Source organism: Halorubrum sp. CGM5_25_10-8B (assembly GCF_005435095.1).
GTDB lineage: Archaea > Halobacteriota > Halobacteria > Halobacteriales > Haloferacaceae > Halorubrum > Halorubrum ezzemoulense.
The window spans coordinates 15,046-33,681 of sequence record NZ_SGTY01000019.1 but is presented as its reverse complement, the minus strand read 5'-3'; the positions used below and the strand labels follow the sequence as shown (position 1 = coordinate 33,681).

Here is an 18,636-nt window from a genome sequence, read left to right as displayed (position 1 = left end):
GCGGGCACGATACTGATTCCTCCGCGTTCACGCGGGGGAGGAGGTCAATTCTCTTAGTCGCAGATCACAACCGGGAGTTCCTGTCATACTCGTTATGAGTGTCATTTAAGAAGAAAGATGTTGGTCTGTATAATAATTAGGTATTCTCAAAATGGACGCTCAACAGCAAGCGATTAGTGCCGTGTTCTTAGCGGTGGTGATTACGACAGGTGCCTTTGTTCCGTTTGTTCAACCTGCTACCGCTCAAAACGAGTCGCCAGCGCCAACGCTTGACGATGTTGAGATCCCAGATGAAGTAACCGTCGGTGAGTCATTCGAGGTAGTTGTCGATGCCTCAAATGACGGGGGCCGAGCAGGAGCGTACTCAACAATTACAGTGTCGTCTCCAGATCTAGACGACTCTGGAGATGGGTCACAAGTCACAGTTACTGACGATTTTGATCACTCCTACAGTACTGTGTCTGATGCGGGAGATGAGATATACGATAAAAATGGAGATAGTATAACCGCAGAATATGCGCTTGCTGAAGCAGGAACCACAGAAGGTGACTTCTGGGACGGTGGCGAATCCAGATCCTTTGCTACAGAGATCACACCAGAGGAATCTGGGACACTCAAAATCAATGTCCGTGTTACATTGATTGATGACGATGATAGCTCAAAAAAGTATACGGCGCCCAGGTCGGGCCCTGTAGATCAGCAAGGATACACGGTCAGACAGTACGAGGTGGAAGTAAAAGAAGAGACAGAGATCTCAGCAGAGATTGAGGATGTCGACCCCCCATCAGGCGATTATACTGCTGGTGAGGATGTCACGGCCGAAACAACCATTCGGAATACTGGGAACGTTGAGCATGAGTTCTATGTGGGCTACAGCGTCCGTGGCCCTGATGATGAATGGCGAGACAACGATCGCTCCACACACGAATCGGTGTGGGTAGACCCTGGTGAAGAAGAGACTGTAGACGTTGAGTGGGAAGTTGAAGACGACGCACCCACTGGTGAGTATGATATCTGGACGTCTGTCTATCGCGATGCAGATGGCGATCAACTCGAAGACCGTCTTGACGAAAGACGAATGATGGATGTGTTTGAGGTTATTCCCGAAAACGACCCACCAACAATTCAAATAAACGAACCGGATGGTGAAGATACACTCTCGCCCGGTGAAGAGGTTAGATTTGAAGCTGAGGGGCAAGATCCAGACGGGAACCTGGATGGTGTCGAGTGGTACGTTGAGAGTGAATTCACAGGGGATTCCTCAGATCTTCAAGGAAGCACTGATGTAGCGACTTGGGAACGTACTTTTGATTCACCCGGAACCTACGAGGTTGAGGCTGTAGCTTTCGACGAAGAGGATTCCTACAGCGACCCCGTCTCATGGACGATTACGGTTGAAGAGCCCGAACGGATCGACGCCGAAATCACCGATATCGATGAACCAACTGGTGAGTTCACGGCATCAGAGACCGTCGAAGCGGACATATCTGTTGAAAACACTGGGAACACAGCGCACGAGTTCTACGTGGGGTACAGCGTCCGTGGCCCTGATGATGAATGGCGGGACAACGGCCGCTCCACACATGAGTCGGTGTGGGTGGAACCTGGAGAAGAGAAATCTGTTGGCGTCGAGTGGGATGTCGAAGAAGGTGCTCCGGTTGGAGAGTATGACATCTTAACATCAGTCTACCGCGATGTGGACGGCGACGAACTCGAGGGTCGCCTCGGCTATAGGCTGTCAACTAACGTATTCGATGTTGTCACCGAGAATAGCCCACCGACTATTGACGTTGACGAGCCAGAGCGCCGGCTTACAGTTCCATTCGATGAAACAGTTGAGTTCGAAATAGAGGCCGAAGATCCAGATAGAAATCTCGACGGTGTCGAGTGGTACGTCGAAGGCGAGTTTACTGGAGACACTTCGGAAGTGGCTGGCGGTGCCGACTCAGCCACGTGGACGCGGACGTTCGACTCCCCAGGCACCTATGAGATCGAAGCTCAGGTTTTCGACGAAGAGGATTCCTACAGCGAGACCGCTTCATGGACAATTACCGTCGAAGAACCAGAGAAGATTGACGCCCAGATTAGCGATGTCGACCCGCCAAGAGGGGAGTTCGTACAGTCAGAGACTGTCGAAGCAAGCGTCAGAGTCAGGAATACCGGGAATACAGCGCATGAATTCCACGTGGGATACAGTGTCCGTGGCCCTGACGGTAAATGGCGTGATAACGACCGCTCGACGCACGAATCAGTGTGGGTAGAACCTGATGAGGAAAAAACAGTAGACGTTGAGTGGGAAGTGGGGGAGGACGCACCAGCCGGAGAGTATGACATCTGGACGTCGGTCTACCGTAACGTAGAGGGTGATGAACTCGAAGGCAATCTTGACGATAAACGGTCCCCTGACGTATTTTCTGTCGTCTCCGAGAATGCTCCACCAACTATTGAGGTGGACGAGCCAGACCAGAGGACCACAGTTCCACTCGGAGAGACCGTCGAGTTCGAAATCGATGCCGAGGACACAGATAGGAACCTCGACGGTGTCGAGTGGTATATCGGGGATGAGTTCACAGGAGAGCTCTCAGAGTTATACGGCGGTGCCGACTCGGCCACGTGGACACGGACGTTTGATTCACCCGGCACCTATGAGGTCGAAGCCGAAGCTTTCGACGAGGAGCAGGCGTACAGCGGGACCGCCTCATGGACGGTAACCGTTGAAGAGCCGGAAGAGATTGATGCCCAAATTGAAGACGTTGATGTTCCGAATGGGGAGTTCAAGGCTCCAGAAACCACCGAAGCAAGCGTCACAATCCGGAATACTGGCAACACGGAACACGAATTCTACGTGGGATACAGTGTCCGCGGTCCTGACGGTGAGTGGCGAGATAACGACCGCTCGACGCACGAGCCAGTATGGGTTGAACCCGGTGAGGAAGAAACAGTAGACGTTGAGTGGGAAGTGGAAGAGGACGCACCAGCCGGTGAGTATGATATCTGGACGTCGGTCTACCGCGACGTGGACGGTGACGAATTAGCGGATAAGCTCGATGAAGAGCGCGAACCGGATGCCTTCGGCGTTGCCGAGACCAATACAAAACCCATTCTGACTCCGATCGCCCCCAACCGTGAGACGACGGTGACCGCCGGCGACACCGTCGAATTTGTTGCTACAGCCACTGACGACAACGGCAACTTGGCGGGAGTCGACTGGTACCTCGAAACCGACCTAACGGAGTCCACCGATGCTTTCGGCGAGGAAGACGAGAGTAGGTGGACACACACTTTCGACTCGGCCGGGACATACAAGATTGAGGTCCAAGCGCACGACGAAGAAGACGCCTACAGCGAGCCTCTCTCTTGGACCGTTACGGTCGAAGAGCGGGAGCGGGTCGACGCCCGCATCGAGGACATTTCGACGGGTTCGAGCGGTTACACCCGCGGAGACACCGTCGAGACGGTCGTCAACGTCAACAACACCGGGAATACAGAAGATACTTTCCTTATTAATCACTCAGTCGTAGGCCCACGTGGTGACAGATACGGCGAAGAAAGCGAGCGTGAGGTCTCACTTACACCCGGCGAAGACCGCAGCGTGACGCTACGCTGGACCGTTAACGAGAATGCCCCGGCCGGGGCCTACGATACGCGGGTCAGCATTCGAACGGACTCAGACTCCGTTGAGTCGGACACACCGCTTGACTCCGAAGCAGACCGGAGCTCGTTCGCTGTCGAGCCGAACAGTACACTCCGCGGTACCATTGAACTAGCCGATGGAGGCCCCGTTGCGGGCGCCCTGGTTCGTATCGATTCACAGCAGGTACGTACCAACGATAACGGCGAGTTCCAACTTGAGAACTTACCTGCTGGGGAGCACGAAGTAACTGTAACCGCTGATGCGGGGTCGACAACAAGAGAACTGAGATTAGACGCTGGTGAGACGCGCGAGCTCGACATTGAGATTGGCGCAGCCGCGGAGATTGCCAATACTGTCGGGCCAAGCACTATCGAGACAGAGGAGTCGTTCTCACTGGGTATCCGTGTTCGGAATACCGGAGCGAGCGAACAAACGTTCTCAGTCGCTGTACCAAACTCACTTGCCATCGGGACGGAGGGCCCGGCTGAACAGGAGATTACGCTTTCGGAGGGTGAATCCGCCCTTGTTCGGTTCGATACAACCCTGTATGCGGCGTTCTCCGGTGACGGGATCCCGATCACGGTATCCACGGATGGTGCCGTCGTCGCGACCGGGAGACATTCGATCTCCGTTCAACGAACCGGGGTTAAGCTCACGTTTGTCGACGCCTCTGGCGATCTCCTCACCGACACACGAGTTATCGTCGAGGGTGCCCCAACACAGTACACCGACGAGTCGGGAACAATTCAGCTGACCGGCCTTGATCCCGGTGAATATTCTGTTGAGGTCGGACCGGCAACAAATCCATACGATCCCGTCACAGTCACCGTGACTGACGGCGAAATCCGAGAGCGGCGGATTCAGATGTCAACCGGTAGTACACTTGCTGTAACCGTTCTGGGCGAGCAACCGATTGAATCTGCGAGAGTGACACTGTACAGCCCGGACGGCACGGCTCAAACCAAACGGACGAACGCTAATGGAGAAACCTCATTCAGGGATCTCGCAAGCGGACGGTACTCGGTGTACGTCTCCGGCGACGCGGTTAGCGATGATGTGATTCGTGACATCTCGGTTAGCGGCAAACAACAGATCGACATCGACGCTGAGGCAGCAGCTAAATCGGAACCAGTTGCGCTATCTGGTCAACTGACAACGAAGCAGGGCGACTCTATTCAGGACGCGACAATTCGCGTGTCCGGCCGGAGCGATGCCGCCGAGTTCACGACTGACTCTGCTGGACAGTTCCGCACCAACGCCGAATACCTCCCGGATGAGACCTACACTATCCGGGTGTCGATAGACGGCGCTGTTTGGGAGTATCGGAAAATCACTCCTGAAGAGGACGGACGGGAGTTTGATCTCACCGTCCCTGACGTGGCGGTGGCTACCCGCGAAGCTGACGAGGCGGGCGAAGACTGGTTGGACTCAACGACCGCTGGAGAGGCCCTCGGCTCGTTTGTCGGATTCGCGACCGAATCAGCCAAGCAGTCGATCTTCAGGGGCATTACACCTGACAAATACTCATTTGGCGAGATCTCTTCGGAGAGAATTGAATCGGTAGATGTCTCTGAGGCGTGTGCTGACACCCACGTCACCGCGACCACGGAGTGTCTTGCGAGTTCGAACCAACTCCGTCATGAGCGATCTATTGGGAGCTACGGCTCAATGATGGGCGCAGCAAGCGCCTTCCAGAATACCGTCGAAAGCATCAGGAGCCTGCCGCAATCAATCTACGTTCTATGGCAGGCGGCTTCAAACCCGGTTGATACCGTCGTTGGTGCCTTTGAGTCGTTCGTCTATCTGACGACCCATCCGGAAGTACTCGAACAGATTGTCGAACGCCTCCCACAGCGAGTCATCGAACAACAAAAAGCGGACAATCCCTTCCCCGAGGGGAGCGTCGACCACAACCAGTTCGCCGACGCGTGGTACTCGGGGTACGTAACGTTCGTCGCGGCTGAGATGGTAGTTGCTCGTGGAGCAGGCAAGGCCGCACAGGCTTCAACGTATGCCAGCAAGGTAAGCTCGAAACTCGACTCAGGTCGAGCATACCTCAAGACTGTCGGCGGTCGCGACCAGCTTGGAGCGTACATGCGAAACCGTCGGAACCTCCCTGACCCCACGGACGCTCCCGGCTACAGCGCGGTTATCCGACGTACTGGTGATGACGGCGACGAGTTCCGTGAGAAACTCTCTGACGATGAACTCGCGCTGTTCCTCAAACTGGAACAGACTGATGGTATTCCCAGGGAGCGGCTCAAGCAGTTCGTCGAGGACTCCGGCCAGAATGGCGCATTCCTCGTGAAAAACAGCATCGACAAAGGTGACTCAGACATGCTCCGCTGGATGTTCACCGTCGACCAGGATCGTGAGTACGCCGATATCTGGGATGAGTGGCGAGCGGACGTGGCTCAAAAGTACGCTGTCTCACAAGAGAACGATGAGCTCAGCGATAGTTTCGTCCGTGGCGCGACCCACGAGGACCTCAGGCGGTACGTCGGTGCCGTTCATAAGGAGGCGACAAGCGACAAGGTCGTCGGCTACCGAGACCACATGCAAAAGATCATTGAGCAGACTGCGACGCGTAATAACCGCGACGGCTACTCGACCGAACTCTCGTCTCGAACCCGTGAGGCCGAAAGTGTGGCAACGTACGCCCGTCGCAACGACGTGACTCAGGTCGTTGTCGAGCCCGAAATTGAGGGGACAGACAAAGATATCGACCTGTTCGTGCGACGCGCTGGGGACCGCCCCGACTACGTCGAAGTGAAAGAGTGGACACCTCGATTCGACGACAGCCGTGGCGCGAATATGCGTGATCTGCTCTTCGGTGAGCGGAATGCAAATGCCAAGTTCGCTGAAGCCGAGGATATAGATGGGACTGCGGTCGTCGAGGTGGTGGTCTCTGAGGATCACGACCGCGACGAACTCCAAGAGATCATTGAGAAGCAGATCCGCACACACCGTGCGGACGATGGTGAAATCCACTTTGACGCGATTCGTGTTCGTGATATGTCCGGGACGACACAGACGGGCCGGATTACCGCGGGCGATATCACCTGGGGTGCTGTCGTCGGTGCCGCAGCGACGAGCGACAACGACGGTGAGGACAGTGAGGAACAGGACCGAATCGTCGTTCCCGACCAGCCGGACGTATCGGTGCCGCTCTCGACAACTGCTAGCGCCCCATGATCTCGGCTTTAGTTTGACGTCGTTGTGACCCCCGTTCTCTGGGGAGAAAATTGTCAATCGGGTGTTGCCGTGACCATACGAACGAACAGGTCGTGTGTTTGATCACGGAAGTATTCGGCTTGGTCGGAGGTGACGACATAGTATTGAACTGGACCAGAACGACGGGCAAAGAGAGTGTTTAACGCTCCTTCGGCGTTCTCAAACACCGCTACCGACGCTGAGACCCCTGAGAGGACATTCTGGTCTTCAACGCTCCCACCGCTATCTCGAATCGACGTTAGAAGTTCATCAGCCGCGCTCTTCGCGATATCTGATGACTCGTACACGGTGACGGACGAGAATACGACCGATGCTCGATCGCTGTCGTTTGTTTCTAAGCGAAACGAACGTTCGTGCTGGCGGACGATACCAGCCTCGCGGAGCGTATCGAGTTCGTCTCCGTCGGACGAGGATTGTGCCTGTTGAGTCTCTCCCGTGAGATTGTACCCCTCTCCGAGTTCGGGAACTGATAATAAAACGTCTGATGTCGGGTAATCTGTTTCGGCGACTGATGCCGACTGATCGTTAGTATCCTCCTCTTGGGTGGAACTCGTTGATTCATTTGACTCTGTTGTCGAGCTAGTGTTGTCTTCTCCCTGCTCGTCGGGAGTTGTGGACTCGCCCGACTCTGTCGGCGGTGTACTTGACGAGTCACCATATCCCGGCAGTAGCCCTCCACACCCAGCTAAAGCAGTAGTAAGACCAGCGACTATACCCCGCCGAGATCTTCGGGACATCTTGTGTTCACATACCACTATCAACTTAGCTAATAATTCTTTTTCGTATAATTTTGCCGGGGCAGGACTGTCTTTACCCGCTGAATTGGCGTCTGCTTGGAGGGCAGTTGTCATGAGCGGAGACAGAGGCCCGTGTTTAGCCGCCATCGCCCGGGCCGCACTGCATCCCCCAGAAAAGGACGCTCGCTTCGCGATTGTTTGACGCCGAAGCTCGCTGGCAGCCGCTAGCCGGCGACGCTCGTAGCGTGCCCAGAACTGTCCGCGCCGTTCCTCGCAGTCACATCGCTGTCTGCGATCGGCCGTGAAACCGCTTCCTGATCCTTTAATCGGAGATGTTTGTGATGCCAGACGACGGCCGTTGTTGGATTCGTCGCATCGCTGACCGCATTTGGCGTCGGGATGTCCGCTATCACTGGAGTAGACAGTTGTGCGCCCGCAGCGCTCACCGCTGAATCCGACTGTCCCGGCTCGCCAGCGGACTCGTCCGGCATTCGTATCCTGAATAAGGCTGAGCCGCGTTTCAATCCGTCGTCAGTCATGAGAGCGACCGCACTGAGAACCGGCGCGACTCTCGATCTACCCGACCTACGACCAAAGTCAAACAAACCGGTTCGCTGGTTGTAATCTCACACAGCGGCCGAGAATGCCCGCCGCTTAGGCCAGAGAGACTGTCACACGTATTCTCGGACTTGGTCAGCAAACTTTGTTGACCGCTCCATGTTTCGCATGACTATCTTGAGTGAGCCGCCCCCTCCACCGCTTGCCACCTTCACGTTTCCGAGACCGACGATCGCCTCTGTTACTGATTTGCGCTCCTCAACACCACGAACCTTATCCAGCGGTAGTTCTTGTCGAATGAGAGAAATAAGACGGTACTCACGGATTATCCGTCGGTTCGTCAAATAGTAGGTAGTGAGACTGTTTGACCAGTACACCTGAAGTCCGTTAGAGAAGAAATAGAGCCCGACGAGCAATGTCCCTGTTGGATACACGTACGGAACTTGTGAAAAGAACATGAGATAGACGGTTACCGCGAGTAGCGGAAGTCCAAGGCAGATCCTTACCAAAGCAACCCGCTGCGTGGGATGCCGTTTATCAACGAGACGTTCATTCTCTCGCATCGTCGGTGACTCTGGAGCAGCTACGAAGTGGATATAGAGTCCCATGATGATAATGAAGCCTCCGAACACAGCAAACGGGAGACCGAGGAGTGAGGGAATCTCAAGTTCTACAAAGTAGGTGTACGCGCCGGTACCAATAAATGGCAAGCCGAGGAGTGTACTCCAAACTGCTGGTTTCCCTCGAGCCATCTTACTGACCCCCCAGCATTGAGTGAAGGACACCCGCTACAGAGAGGGCAAACCCAGTAACTGTCAGTACGTAGGGATCGCTCAAAGCGCCGAGTTGTCCCTCTTCACCGTTTGTGAGGAAGCCACGGTTGACTGTGTCCTCTGATGTAGATTGCGGCTCTTGCCCCGAGGTCTGCTCCGCGTCCCCATTACTCTGATTTGTGGACGTTGTAGTTTCTTCTGAAGTCTCAGTCTGTTCTGAAGTCTCGGTCTGTTCTGAAGCCTCGGTCTCTGTCTCGGTTTCGTTGGCCGTCTCCGTGGACGCACTGGGCGCGAGCTCCCCGTTGGACAGTGCGTATACGCTGTGATCCCAATTACCGACGACAACTGCGCCATCTACGACAGCGGGCGATGAACTAATAAAATCCCCACGCGGGTATCGCCAGAGATCCTGACCGGTTTCGGCGTCTATTGCCCGAAGATCTCCTTGTGTAATGAACACTACTCCATCGGCCACTGCGGGTGACGCTCGAACGCTTTCTTCGTCCTCGGAGATGTTGGCAGTCCATTCAACAGAACCACTCGATTTGTCGAACGCATAGAAGTCGGACTGACCCTCGCCTCCTATGAAGACACGACTGCTCGACACCGCTGGTGACGTGATGATATCTTGATCTAGTTCAGTCGTCCAGTTAGGAGCCCCATCCGAGCGGGAGAGCGAAAAGAAGTCCCCATTTTCCGTACCTACGTAGACCGCCTCATCAGTGACAGCTGGTGGAGCCATGACTGCGCTCCCGAGATCAGTTGTCCACACTACCGACCCATCACTCCCACTAAGAGCGTACATCGTCCCCTCGCTACTTCCGACATAAACTGTTCCGTCAGTGACCCCAAGCCCGGATTCAAAAAAGAACTCCTCGTCGAAGCGCCACTTCTCTTCGCCCGAGTCGGCCTCAACCGCGTTAACCCCGTCGTCGATGAAATATACCTGCCCGTCTGATGCCGCAACCGGTGAGGTAACCCCACTGCTTGTGGAGATGCTCCAGTTTTCATTGCCAGTCACGGCGTCAAGCGAGTAGAGCTTCCCATTTTTTGACCCAACATACACTGACCCGCCGGCAACGCACGGCGTCGGAATATCATCGGCGATGTCGCCTATCGGCTCATCAAGACTGGTACGCCACCTTCGATCCCCTGTGGCTAAGCTGATAGCAAAGGCTTCTCCTTGCGCTGATGTGAAATAAACAACGTTGTCCACGACAGCGGGCCCAGACGGAAAGCCCGGAAGTCCATCAACTCTCCAGTGAGAACTCACATTCTCTTTCGGCACACGGGCGTTGGGATTATGCGCCGTGTTCCCCAGGTCTCCACCGAATGAGTGCCAATTTGCTATGGAGTCGTTATCTGCCGTCGCGACCGTCGGATACACGCCTGAGGCAAAAAGAAGTGCTCCGCTCGTCTTTAACGCAGTTCTGCGACTTAGTCCTATCATAACTGTCTATTAAAGTCGATTATAAAAAAAGTAACGCGAATTGACTCCTCATGTGGAAGCAGACCTGTGTAGTTGCTGTCTGTCGATTCTAAACGCTCGAAAGCTGAACACGGAGGGGGATGCGTGTCATAATACTATGGTTTCTTCGTGGCTTACTATTTTTCCAAGCAATACACGTCCCCGATCCTGTTGAAATTCTTACGCGGAGACTCCTTCTGACCGAGTATGGTCTACAAGGGCCGAGATTGCTACTGGCCCTCCCATCGAAATCCCAACCACGGCAAATTGACAGTTGTCTGAACCCCGCGCTAGAGTAATAGGAACCCCAAACAGAGTATCCCACCAGTACGGGAGAATGTACGCCGAATACCGTCGCTAACCGCATGGCTGGGTTGGAGGGCCATACAGTCAACTAATCGGTGTCCTAATAAATAGAACACCCAGAAATTTGCCATGATTGAGCAGCTCTGCGGGATCGTCGCGTTTGTCGTGGTGGCCGTAGACGCTCGGAAAGTCATCTTAAACCGACAGATCTTGTATAACATTTCGGGACCGTTTCAGGCCCAGAAACGCATACGATTCTATATTTGATTGTAGTGATGGATGTCGGCCGTTGTATGTGGCCTTCCGACTGGTCCCCGCGTTCCCGTGCCGAAGAGAACCCGCTGTGCGTTGGATCGCCAACCGCTCCCCTGCGCCGTGATCCCCTCCCTGCTCCGATCGGTTACCACCATGACCGAACGTAGACTCGCGGACATCGTTTCGACACGCCGAGGACTGCTGGGTGCGGTTGGTGTCGGTGTGGGCAGCGTTCTTGCCGGGTGCGGATCCGTCCGCCAAATGGAACGAGAACAGACCCGTGATACTCGGACGGTCGATCCGTCCAGAGTCGCGGCCCTCAGCGTGACTGAGGCTACGGGCGATATCGCCTTCATCGGTGAGCCTCGTGACGATATCAAAATCGTTTCGCAGAAACACGCCACCGGCGGCGTCTCCCTCAACGAGCTCGACACCAGTGTACATATCGTCGAGAATCGGTTGGAGATCACAACTGACGAACCGCAGTTACTCGGTCTAGGCGGTGGCCGCGTCGCCCTAGAGCTCCGAGTGCCACCCAGCGTCGCGGTTCATCGGCTTCACACCAATCATGGGGACGTGACGAGCGTCAGAGTCACCGACGGGGCGACACTGGAGGCTCCCGAGGGTGACGTGTCCGTCAATCGCGCGCGCGGTGAGGTCGCCGCTCGGTCAACGAAAGGAGACATCACTGTCGATGGGACCGAAGGCGGCCTCTCCGCAACGACTTTGGAGGGAACGATTCAGGTGCGTGACCCAATGCGCGTAGCAGCGTTGGAGACACAGACCGGAGATATCACCGCCGATGTCCCCGCTGTGGCCGACGACGCTCTCGTTGAGTCGTCTGCCGGCGATCTGTTGCTCCGGCTCAGTGAGGAGCTCAGCGCGACCCTCTCTGCTCACACTAGCACTGGTGAGTTCTCTGTGCCGAAGCAAGCCCCACAGTTCCGCGTTCACCGACGAACGGAGACACAGCTACACGCTACCGTCGAACGAGGTACCAGCCGACTGACCGCGAGAACGGACGACGGTGATATCACAATCCGCGCCTGAGCGCTCCCACGGGTGATGAGGGGATCCCACCTCGCCTCCGCCCCGCCCCCCGGTCGGTGACACGTAGCCAGTGGAAGGTCATCTCTTCGGGATGGGGAGAAACCAAGCAGACCGTCGCCCGGCGTGTACACCCACTAGAAACTGTCTTAGAAGCCGGGTTATTAAATGCTGTAGTGAGTACTAACACCACGTGACGGCCGACATGTATGTTGACAGGCCGCGGGTGCTGCTCGTCGACGATGAGAAGGAGGTCGCCGACGCGTACGCCCTCCGGCTGGACGCAGTGGCTGATGTCACAGTCACTTACAGCGGTCCCGAGGCGTTGTCTGCGGTCGACGAGTCTGACCCGCCGGATGTAATTCTCCTTGACCGGCACATGCCGGATCGATCTGGTGACGACATCCTCCGTGAGCTACGAGAGCACGACATTCACACCCGGGTTATCATGGTGACCGCCATCGACCCGGGATTAGAACTTCTCGAACTTCCGTTCGACGACTACCTCTGTAAACCAGTCGACCGTGAAGATATCAGAGCCGCCGTCGACCAGCAGTGTCAGGTCCTCGCATACGAACTCCTCGGTCAGTACTTCGGAGTCGAATCGAAGCGAGCGGTTATCGCAGCTGAGTTGCCACAGGACCGTCTCGAGGACCACGATCAGTTTTCGTCGCTTGACGAGCAGGCCGACAGTTTGCGGGACCGCATCTGTCGGCTACTTCCCGACGCAGACGAGTTGTTAGATCAGTTCACCGGTATTGAGCGCGAAGGGTACTGATCTCCGGCAAGAGCCGCGACCCGGGCTGATCGTTGACCCGACTCGTCTCCCAACTACACCAGTCAAGGAGGCCTCTGGTGGCTCCCCCGTCAATTAAAAGATAATTTCAAACCGCGCACCGCCGTCATCCGCTGCTGTGAGCGTCAGATTCCAGCCGTGTGCTTCGACGATTCGGTCGACGATCGCTAGGCCAAGGCCGGTCCCACCACTCCGCGTTGAATATCCGGGAGTGAAGACGACGTCACGCTTCGCGGGCGGGATTCCCGGGCCGTCGTCTGCGACATAAAACCCCCCTTCCAGTGGGTGAACAACTACAGTCGCGCTCTCGCCTGTCTGCTCGCCTCGGGCGCCCGGATGGCCGTTTGCTGGTGACTCTGTGGTTTGTTCGCTACCCGTTTCATCGGTTGAGACACCGTGTTCAACGCTATTTCGGAACACGTTTTCAAACAACCGTTGGAGCCGATCGGAGTCCGCGGTAACCGTCGGCAGCGACTCCGAAACCGTCAGTTCGACCTGTTCGGTATCGATCGACTCCCACGCGTCTCTCGCAGCGGTCTCGATTGCGACCTCCTCTGTGGGTTGAACGACAGCCTCGTCGCGCGTCAGCGTTAGGACATCACGGATAATCTGTTCCATCCGATCGTGTGCGTCTGCGACCGACTCGAAGTGTTCGGGATCGCCGGTCTCCTCTGCTGCCCGGAGGTGGGCCTTCGCGACGTCGAGTGGGTTCCGAAGGTCGTGGCTGATAACGCTGCTCACTTGATCAACACCCGGTGAATAGCCTTCGTCGGGACACTCGCGGAGGTCTGAAAACACCAGGTACCCGGTGTCGTCATCCGACGGGATTACGCGAGCGAAGAACGGGCCTCGGTTGCCGTATCCGTCCAGCCGGATGCCGATCCGATCGCCGCGGACGAGATGCGAGACTGGCTCCCGGTCACCGGTCGTATCGCAGCTGTTGAACCGGTCGAATATCGTCGACACGCGTCCGCCCACCAGCTCCTGTTCGAACTGCCGCTCGAAGGCGTCATTTGCGGCGGTCACGCGAGCATCGTCACCGTCGACGGTGTATGCGAGCGCAGGGTCTGGAAACTCACGTAACGGAATCGCCGTGTGACGACCATCACTCATCGGTTGCTCACATCTCTATTTGGCATTGTTACCGCGCCCGTTTCTCCGTGCGAGTACGCATGGTAACTGGTTGGACCACCACCCGATACAACACCTATCATCACTTTGGCCCGGCTACCTGTTTAACATTATTTCTTGCTTCTAGGCCAGAAACACTCTTTTTTATGTTAGCTCTTATAATCAATTGACCCTCTTTCTGTTGGGAGCCAGCTATGCGCTCTGAGCAGCGCGTTTCAGTATCTGTGGCGTGACAAGGAAGTCAGCGACGGCAACCCCCAACATCGCTAATCTAAGTGTCTGATCTTCAATAACGAGGAACGCGATAGCTACAATAATAGCGGCCGTCATAGCGGGCATCCCCCAACGGACGACCGGACTGCGGAATACATTCGCTGATTGCGACATACCAGACCATCAGTATGCGATTATATATTGATACTGGCGTGTTTCTGAATTAGAATCATACCCGGTAGAATGATTGTATTTCTCAGCCAATCGCTACTCAACTGGTATGATCTCGCACGAAAATGAGGTGATGATTCTGTTTGGGGTAGCTACAGTTATCCTTCTCGTGTCAATGAGTAGCTTCACCGACTTGCCCACATGGATAACTATCGCTGTTGTGATTGTCGTTGGTGTGCTTATTCCACAGCTTATTAGTCGAAAAGAGGAGTGATCAGATGCTGCTCTGACCTCTTCTCACGGCTAAAGTCGTGGGGTTCACCCACAGTGGAATTAAATTCACGTGTAAGGAAAATTCGCAGGGTCTCGTCATATTGGACAATTCGATGTTTCGGGTCGCGAGACATGCCCCCACACTTATTTTGACTCGTCGAGTTATGATTGTCCGTGCGAGACGCGTTACCGGTAGCGCCCTTCACCCCCGACTTGCTGTCCAGTATCGCTGTACCGTTTTGTGACCCCGTCGTTGGTATCAGGACACCCTCCACCGACGACACGTCTGTCGGTGCGCATTCGAGTAACGATGCCGCCACTCGCTTGCTCGTTCGACCGATATCGCGCGTTACGCCCGACTCACACGTCACCCGCCAACGCGGGTCTGTACGCGATTTCGAACGTTTCGGGTCATGCCATCCATGCGTCTGATCGGGGATCGCAGAATACTCTTCGGGTCAGCTTGCGTCGAGGCCGTCGCCGCAGTGCTCGTCCTCCTGTACGGACACCTCTCGCTGCTAGCCGTCGCCGTCTTGTACTGGATTGATCTCCTCCTTCTGACCCTCCGGACAACGGTACAACAGCTGCTCTCGCAGCCCGAACCGGATCGTCAGTCGACTCTTTTTCAACGTCCGTTCCGGCTTCTATCCCACAAGCGTGGATCAATCGCCGTTACTGACCGCCTTCCGGGAATTCACCTTCGAAACATTCCGGTGGTCTGGGGAGCCGTGTTCATACTTGTTTTTTCAGCGAGCACAACGGCGTACGTCGCCGCCGTCGACATCCCCAGAGAGCTGTGGCGCTCGCCGGCTACACTGCTCTTATTAGGTGGGGGTCTCGTCGCGGCAGCGACGAAATCGTGGCTGGTGCTGCGGGCATATGTGGCCTCAGAGGGCCACGAGATCACCTCTGCCTCGGCGGTCGTCCCCCGGAAGCGAGTACTGATATTCGCTGTCTACGGTGGGCTGTTATGGCTCGTCTCTCGGTGGACGCTTACGACCCTCTCCGGCGAGGGATTGGAGATAACACGTGCTGGGATGACGGTTTCCGCGTCCGTGCTAATCGTGTCTCGGCTCGCCTACGGTTGGTACGCGGCGCGTGCTCGCCCCGAGGGCTGGCAGTCGGACTCGACGTCCGACCGCAACGATGAAACGATATCTCAAGGGTGGTCGGACTCCGAACCGGAAAAGAACGTACCCGTTCCGTCTCAGTCGTCGATCCCGGATGGAGAACCTCGCGAGACGATGGCGCCGGTTCGCTCCTCTATCCTCGCCGCAGGAGTGGTGAACGCGATGACGACTGGTGGTGTCGTCGATAACCGCTTCGGCCACTGGAGACAGCTCACGATACGGGTGGGTATAGCGGGGTTGATGGTTGTCGCCGTTTTTGCCCTGTTGGACGGTGCTATTGTCGTGTCCGCGAGCTTGGCTGCGATTTTCTTCGGTCTCGTTGGAAGCCTCTCGACAATAAGCGCGGTACATTTGCTGTTGGCGCTCGGCGGCGTCGAATACGAATTTTACGAGTCCAAAGTGGTGGCGTACGACCGATACCTCGGACGACCACAGTGGTCGGCGTCATACGACGGTGTCCGGGACGTCTCGGTCGAGCGTGGGCTGTTCGGAAGTCCGCTCTGGCTGGACGCTGGAACGGTGTTTTTCGATCGGACTTACAACTCTAAGGACGGCGACTCCGCCCAGGAACCGAGGTCATCGATCGCATTCGTTCCGGATGCCGAGCGTGCCGGTGAACTGCTCAGCTCCCATTCGTGACGAGCCGTAACGACTTCACCGGCTTTGTTGAGACCCTATTCTTCAGATAGATGTTTATCTAAAACAGCCGGTCGATGAGAACCGTAAAGGTAACAAGACGGACATCGTATCCAAACTACAATTAGTCACGTGTCATTATACCACCTATGGAAGATCTGTACATCTACACTGGCTCATTCGTCGTAATTGGAGCTTCAATAGGGGGGCCAGCGGTAGGTTCGCTCATCGCTGGCGATCGTAGTATCCCGATACTGCTCATGGCGATCGGTGGAGCTGGAATGCTTGCCACTGCCGGCTACGATTTGCTTCGAACTGACCCAGAGGAGTTCACTGCCTCTGCTATCGTCCTTCTCGTGTTGGCTGGTTCCGCCTGTCTGTCCTTTCTCGGAACAATACTCTCTGCGATGGGCAGTTTCTGAGTGGCCTGTACTGACCGCAACTAGTCAGAGAATATTACTCGTAGCTGAGCAGCGATCCCGGCAGTTCGACGGTGACGGTCGTCCCCCTGTCGATATCGAACGAGACCTCTCCGCCGAGCCGGTCGACGCCCCACCAGACGAGCCAGAGCCCGAGGCCTTTGCCGTGCTGTAGTGGCTGTTCTTCAGCGTCTTCGAACACTTCTACCTCGTGGTTGCTGATCCCGGCGCCGCTGTCAGCGACATCGATCCACCATTGATCTACTCCCTCGGTATCGCTGGTCTCCTTCACCCGTACGCTGACATGCGGCTCCGGAGCGGACCCCCCGTGTTCGACTGCGTTCGACACCAGCTCACGAATGACTGGTATCAGAATCTCCCCGTTAGCGCGTGTCTCTGCCGGTAGTGTGTCTATCACGACGGGGACGGACGAGACGCCACCAGCACACTCGTGGCCATCGTTGACGACCTCTGCGTGCTGGACCTCCTCGATGGCGTGACGGATGAGTTCCTCGACGGACCGATTACCCGTGCGCTTGTCGGCCTGTAACACTGACTCTATCTCGCGGGCAGTACCTCCAAGATCACGCAACGCCGACAGTTCCTCCTCGACCGTCGTCGCTATCTTGTCCGCCGTGTCGGGAGTGGGACTGTCGGTCAACTGTCGAAGGTGCGCGGTTGCCACGTCAGCCCTGTTTCGTATGTTGTGCCGAAGCACGCGACTCAGAACCTCCGCACGACGTGCATTTTGTCGGCTGTCTGTTATATCGCGGAAGATCAGGGTGTGCCCAAGTGTGCGGTCGTCGCTGTCGGTAATCCGGCTCGATGAGGCTTCTAGCACGCGATCGCTGCCTGGCAGCCGACACGTTGTCTGTCCCCCCGCGAGTAACCTCTTGATGTCGAATGTATCCGGCAGTATGGTGGCAAGGTCCTGACCGACTACTGTATTAAACTCCCGCTCAAACAGATCTGCTGTAGCAGCATTCCAGTCAAGGATAGAATGTCCATCCGTGACTGTGATGGCCGCGTCTGGCATTTCGGCGACGATGTCTTGTCGAGCGACGGCCAAGGCCGCTGGTATCTCCTCAAACAGCCCGAATCGGGTGACTGCCAGCCACGCTGTACACGTCGACAGGATCACAAACGGGACGGGAATGGCTGCTCTCGCTAGCGGAGTCTCAGCCAAGGCGATGAAGAACCTCTCTGCGAACCATACCGGCGGCACAATCACCGCTAGACCTAGTGTCAATCGCGTTGAGACGTGCTGATATCGGTGTAGCGTTCGCCACAACTGTCCAAGGCTGAGCAGCACGATTGATCCAGTTACAAAGAAGGAGATTGATATAGCGAACTGTAGGAGAGGAAGTAGCATCTCGCTGAACCCAGCTGGGAGGTTATCAAGTATTAGTGAGACTAGTGTAGAGGACATGGTTCCACCAGTGTACAGTAGTCCGAATGGAACAAGCACGAACAACAATAGCCGCTCGCGGCGGTCCGTTTGAGTCGTATACGCGAGAATAAACAGAGCATACAACACTGGAACTACCGTTTGAAGCACCCACTCTGCGATCCTGGGCCCTTGGAGTCCGAACGCGATGATCGACGGCGTTGACTCCACCGCCGACGACATGCCGTCTCCGTTGGACGCCCCCAATTCGTAGACACTAATAATATCGTTGACGCCGCCAGCGGCTGTCCACACTCCCAGCCCAACTATACAAGCAACAAAACTCCGTGTGCCCACCCCCGAATACTGTCGGCTGGTGTGAGCTGCGATGAGTAGCAGCACTATTCCCAAAGTAACATTTACACCCCCGACCGTGGCGAGCATGGTACGATCAATTCATACGTTTGA

At 55.9% G+C, this 18,636-nt stretch carries 11 protein-coding genes; 6 read left to right on the top strand and 5 right to left on the bottom strand.

Annotation, left to right across the window (positions count from 1 at the left end; genetic code table 11):
• The first annotated feature begins 151 nt into the window (after positions 1–151).
• Positions 152–6,829, top strand: coding sequence for a carboxypeptidase regulatory-like domain-containing protein (locus tag EXE51_RS14855; RefSeq protein ID WP_137692951.1), 6,678 nt, complete (start codon positions 152–154; stop codon positions 6,827–6,829).
• A 53-nt stretch (positions 6,830–6,882) separates the two neighbouring features.
• Here the strand turns inward: EXE51_RS14855 and EXE51_RS14850 are convergent, their stop codons facing one another.
• The 3 genes from EXE51_RS14850 to EXE51_RS14840 form a co-directional block, all read right to left on the bottom strand.
• Complete coding sequence (locus tag EXE51_RS14850; RefSeq protein ID WP_137692950.1) at positions 6,883–7,719, bottom strand: hypothetical protein; 837 nt, start codon at positions 7,717–7,719, stop codon at positions 6,883–6,885.
• Between the two features lie 557 nt (positions 7,720–8,276).
• Positions 8,277–8,915 (bottom strand): PH domain-containing protein, encoded by a 639-nt coding sequence (locus EXE51_RS14845; RefSeq protein WP_137692949.1) that lies wholly within the window; start codon positions 8,913–8,915, stop codon positions 8,277–8,279.
• A 1-nt stretch (position 8,916) separates the two neighbouring features.
• A complete protein-coding gene (locus EXE51_RS14840) occupies positions 8,917–10,386 on the bottom strand; it encodes a PQQ-binding-like beta-propeller repeat protein (protein WP_137692948.1) in 1,470 nt (489 codons plus the stop codon).
• A gap of 840 nt (positions 10,387–11,226) precedes the next feature.
• On the opposite strand from EXE51_RS14840, the gene EXE51_RS14835 reads away from it, so the two are divergent.
• Together EXE51_RS14835 and EXE51_RS14830 are read left to right on the top strand one after the other, a co-directional pair.
• Positions 11,227–12,015 carry a DUF4097 family beta strand repeat-containing protein gene (locus EXE51_RS14835; protein ID WP_241990644.1) on the top strand — a complete coding sequence of 263 codons (789 nt, stop codon included), beginning with the start codon at positions 11,227–11,229 and terminating at the stop codon, positions 12,013–12,015.
• Positions 12,016–12,217: 202 nt separating this feature from the next.
• A complete protein-coding gene (locus tag EXE51_RS14830; protein ID WP_089309274.1) occupies positions 12,218–12,790 on the top strand; it encodes a response regulator in 573 nt (190 codons plus the stop codon).
• A gap of 93 nt (positions 12,791–12,883) precedes the next feature.
• Here the strand turns inward: EXE51_RS14830 and EXE51_RS14825 are convergent, their stop codons facing one another.
• On the bottom strand, positions 12,884–13,921 hold the full coding sequence (locus tag EXE51_RS14825; RefSeq protein ID WP_049933144.1) for a HAMP domain-containing sensor histidine kinase: 1,038 nt from the start codon (positions 13,919–13,921) through the stop codon (positions 12,884–12,886).
• Between the two features lie 511 nt (positions 13,922–14,432).
• Here EXE51_RS14825 and EXE51_RS17565 point away from each other — a divergent pair.
• The 3 genes from EXE51_RS17565 to EXE51_RS14810 all read left to right on the top strand — a co-directional run bounded on the left by EXE51_RS17565 (position 14,433) and on the right by EXE51_RS14810 (position 16,784).
• Positions 14,433–14,597, top strand: a complete 165-nt coding sequence (locus tag EXE51_RS17565; RefSeq protein WP_158413900.1) for a hypothetical protein — start codon at positions 14,433–14,435, stop codon at positions 14,595–14,597.
• Positions 14,598–15,018: 421 nt separating this feature from the next.
• Positions 15,019–16,365, top strand: a complete 1,347-nt coding sequence (locus EXE51_RS14815; RefSeq protein ID WP_137692946.1) for a hypothetical protein — start codon at positions 15,019–15,021, stop codon at positions 16,363–16,365.
• Positions 16,366–16,511: 146 nt separating this feature from the next.
• Positions 16,512–16,784 (top strand): hypothetical protein, encoded by a 273-nt coding sequence (locus EXE51_RS14810; protein WP_089309258.1) that lies wholly within the window; start codon positions 16,512–16,514, stop codon positions 16,782–16,784.
• A gap of 34 nt (positions 16,785–16,818) precedes the next feature.
• Here EXE51_RS14810 and EXE51_RS14805 read toward each other — a convergent pair whose 3' ends face one another.
• A complete protein-coding gene (locus EXE51_RS14805) occupies positions 16,819–18,612 on the bottom strand; it encodes an ATP-binding protein (protein ID WP_137692945.1) in 1,794 nt (597 codons plus the stop codon).
• Positions 18,613–18,636: the final 24 nt, after the last annotated feature.

Excerpts from the sequence above, each read along its gene's own strand:
- EXE51_RS14805 (WP_137692945.1), bottom strand. The coding sequence starts at position 18,612 with ATGCTCGCCACGGTCGGGGGTGTAAATGTTACTTTGGGAATAGTGCTG.
- EXE51_RS14835 (WP_241990644.1), top strand. The coding sequence starts at position 11,227 with ATGGAACGAGAACAGACCCGTGATACTCGGACGGTCGATCCGTCCAGA.
- EXE51_RS14850 (WP_137692950.1), bottom strand. The coding sequence starts at position 7,719 with ATGACAACTGCCCTCCAAGCAGACGCCAATTCAGCGGGTAAAGACAGT.
- EXE51_RS14810 (WP_089309258.1), top strand. The coding sequence starts at position 16,512 with ATGGAAGATCTGTACATCTACACTGGCTCATTCGTCGTAATTGGAGCT.
- EXE51_RS14815 (WP_137692946.1), top strand. The coding sequence starts at position 15,019 with ATGCGTCTGATCGGGGATCGCAGAATACTCTTCGGGTCAGCTTGCGTC.
- EXE51_RS14840 (WP_137692948.1), bottom strand. The coding sequence starts at position 10,386 with ATGATAGGACTAAGTCGCAGAACTGCGTTAAAGACGAGCGGAGCACTT.
- EXE51_RS17565 (WP_158413900.1), top strand. The coding sequence starts at position 14,433 with ATGATCTCGCACGAAAATGAGGTGATGATTCTGTTTGGGGTAGCTACA.
- EXE51_RS14855 (WP_137692951.1), top strand. The coding sequence starts at position 152 with ATGGACGCTCAACAGCAAGCGATTAGTGCCGTGTTCTTAGCGGTGGTG.
- EXE51_RS14830 (WP_089309274.1), top strand. The coding sequence starts at position 12,218 with ATGTATGTTGACAGGCCGCGGGTGCTGCTCGTCGACGATGAGAAGGAG.
- EXE51_RS14845 (WP_137692949.1), bottom strand. The coding sequence starts at position 8,915 with ATGGCTCGAGGGAAACCAGCAGTTTGGAGTACACTCCTCGGCTTGCCA.
- EXE51_RS14825 (WP_049933144.1), bottom strand. The coding sequence starts at position 13,921 with ATGAGTGATGGTCGTCACACGGCGATTCCGTTACGTGAGTTTCCAGAC.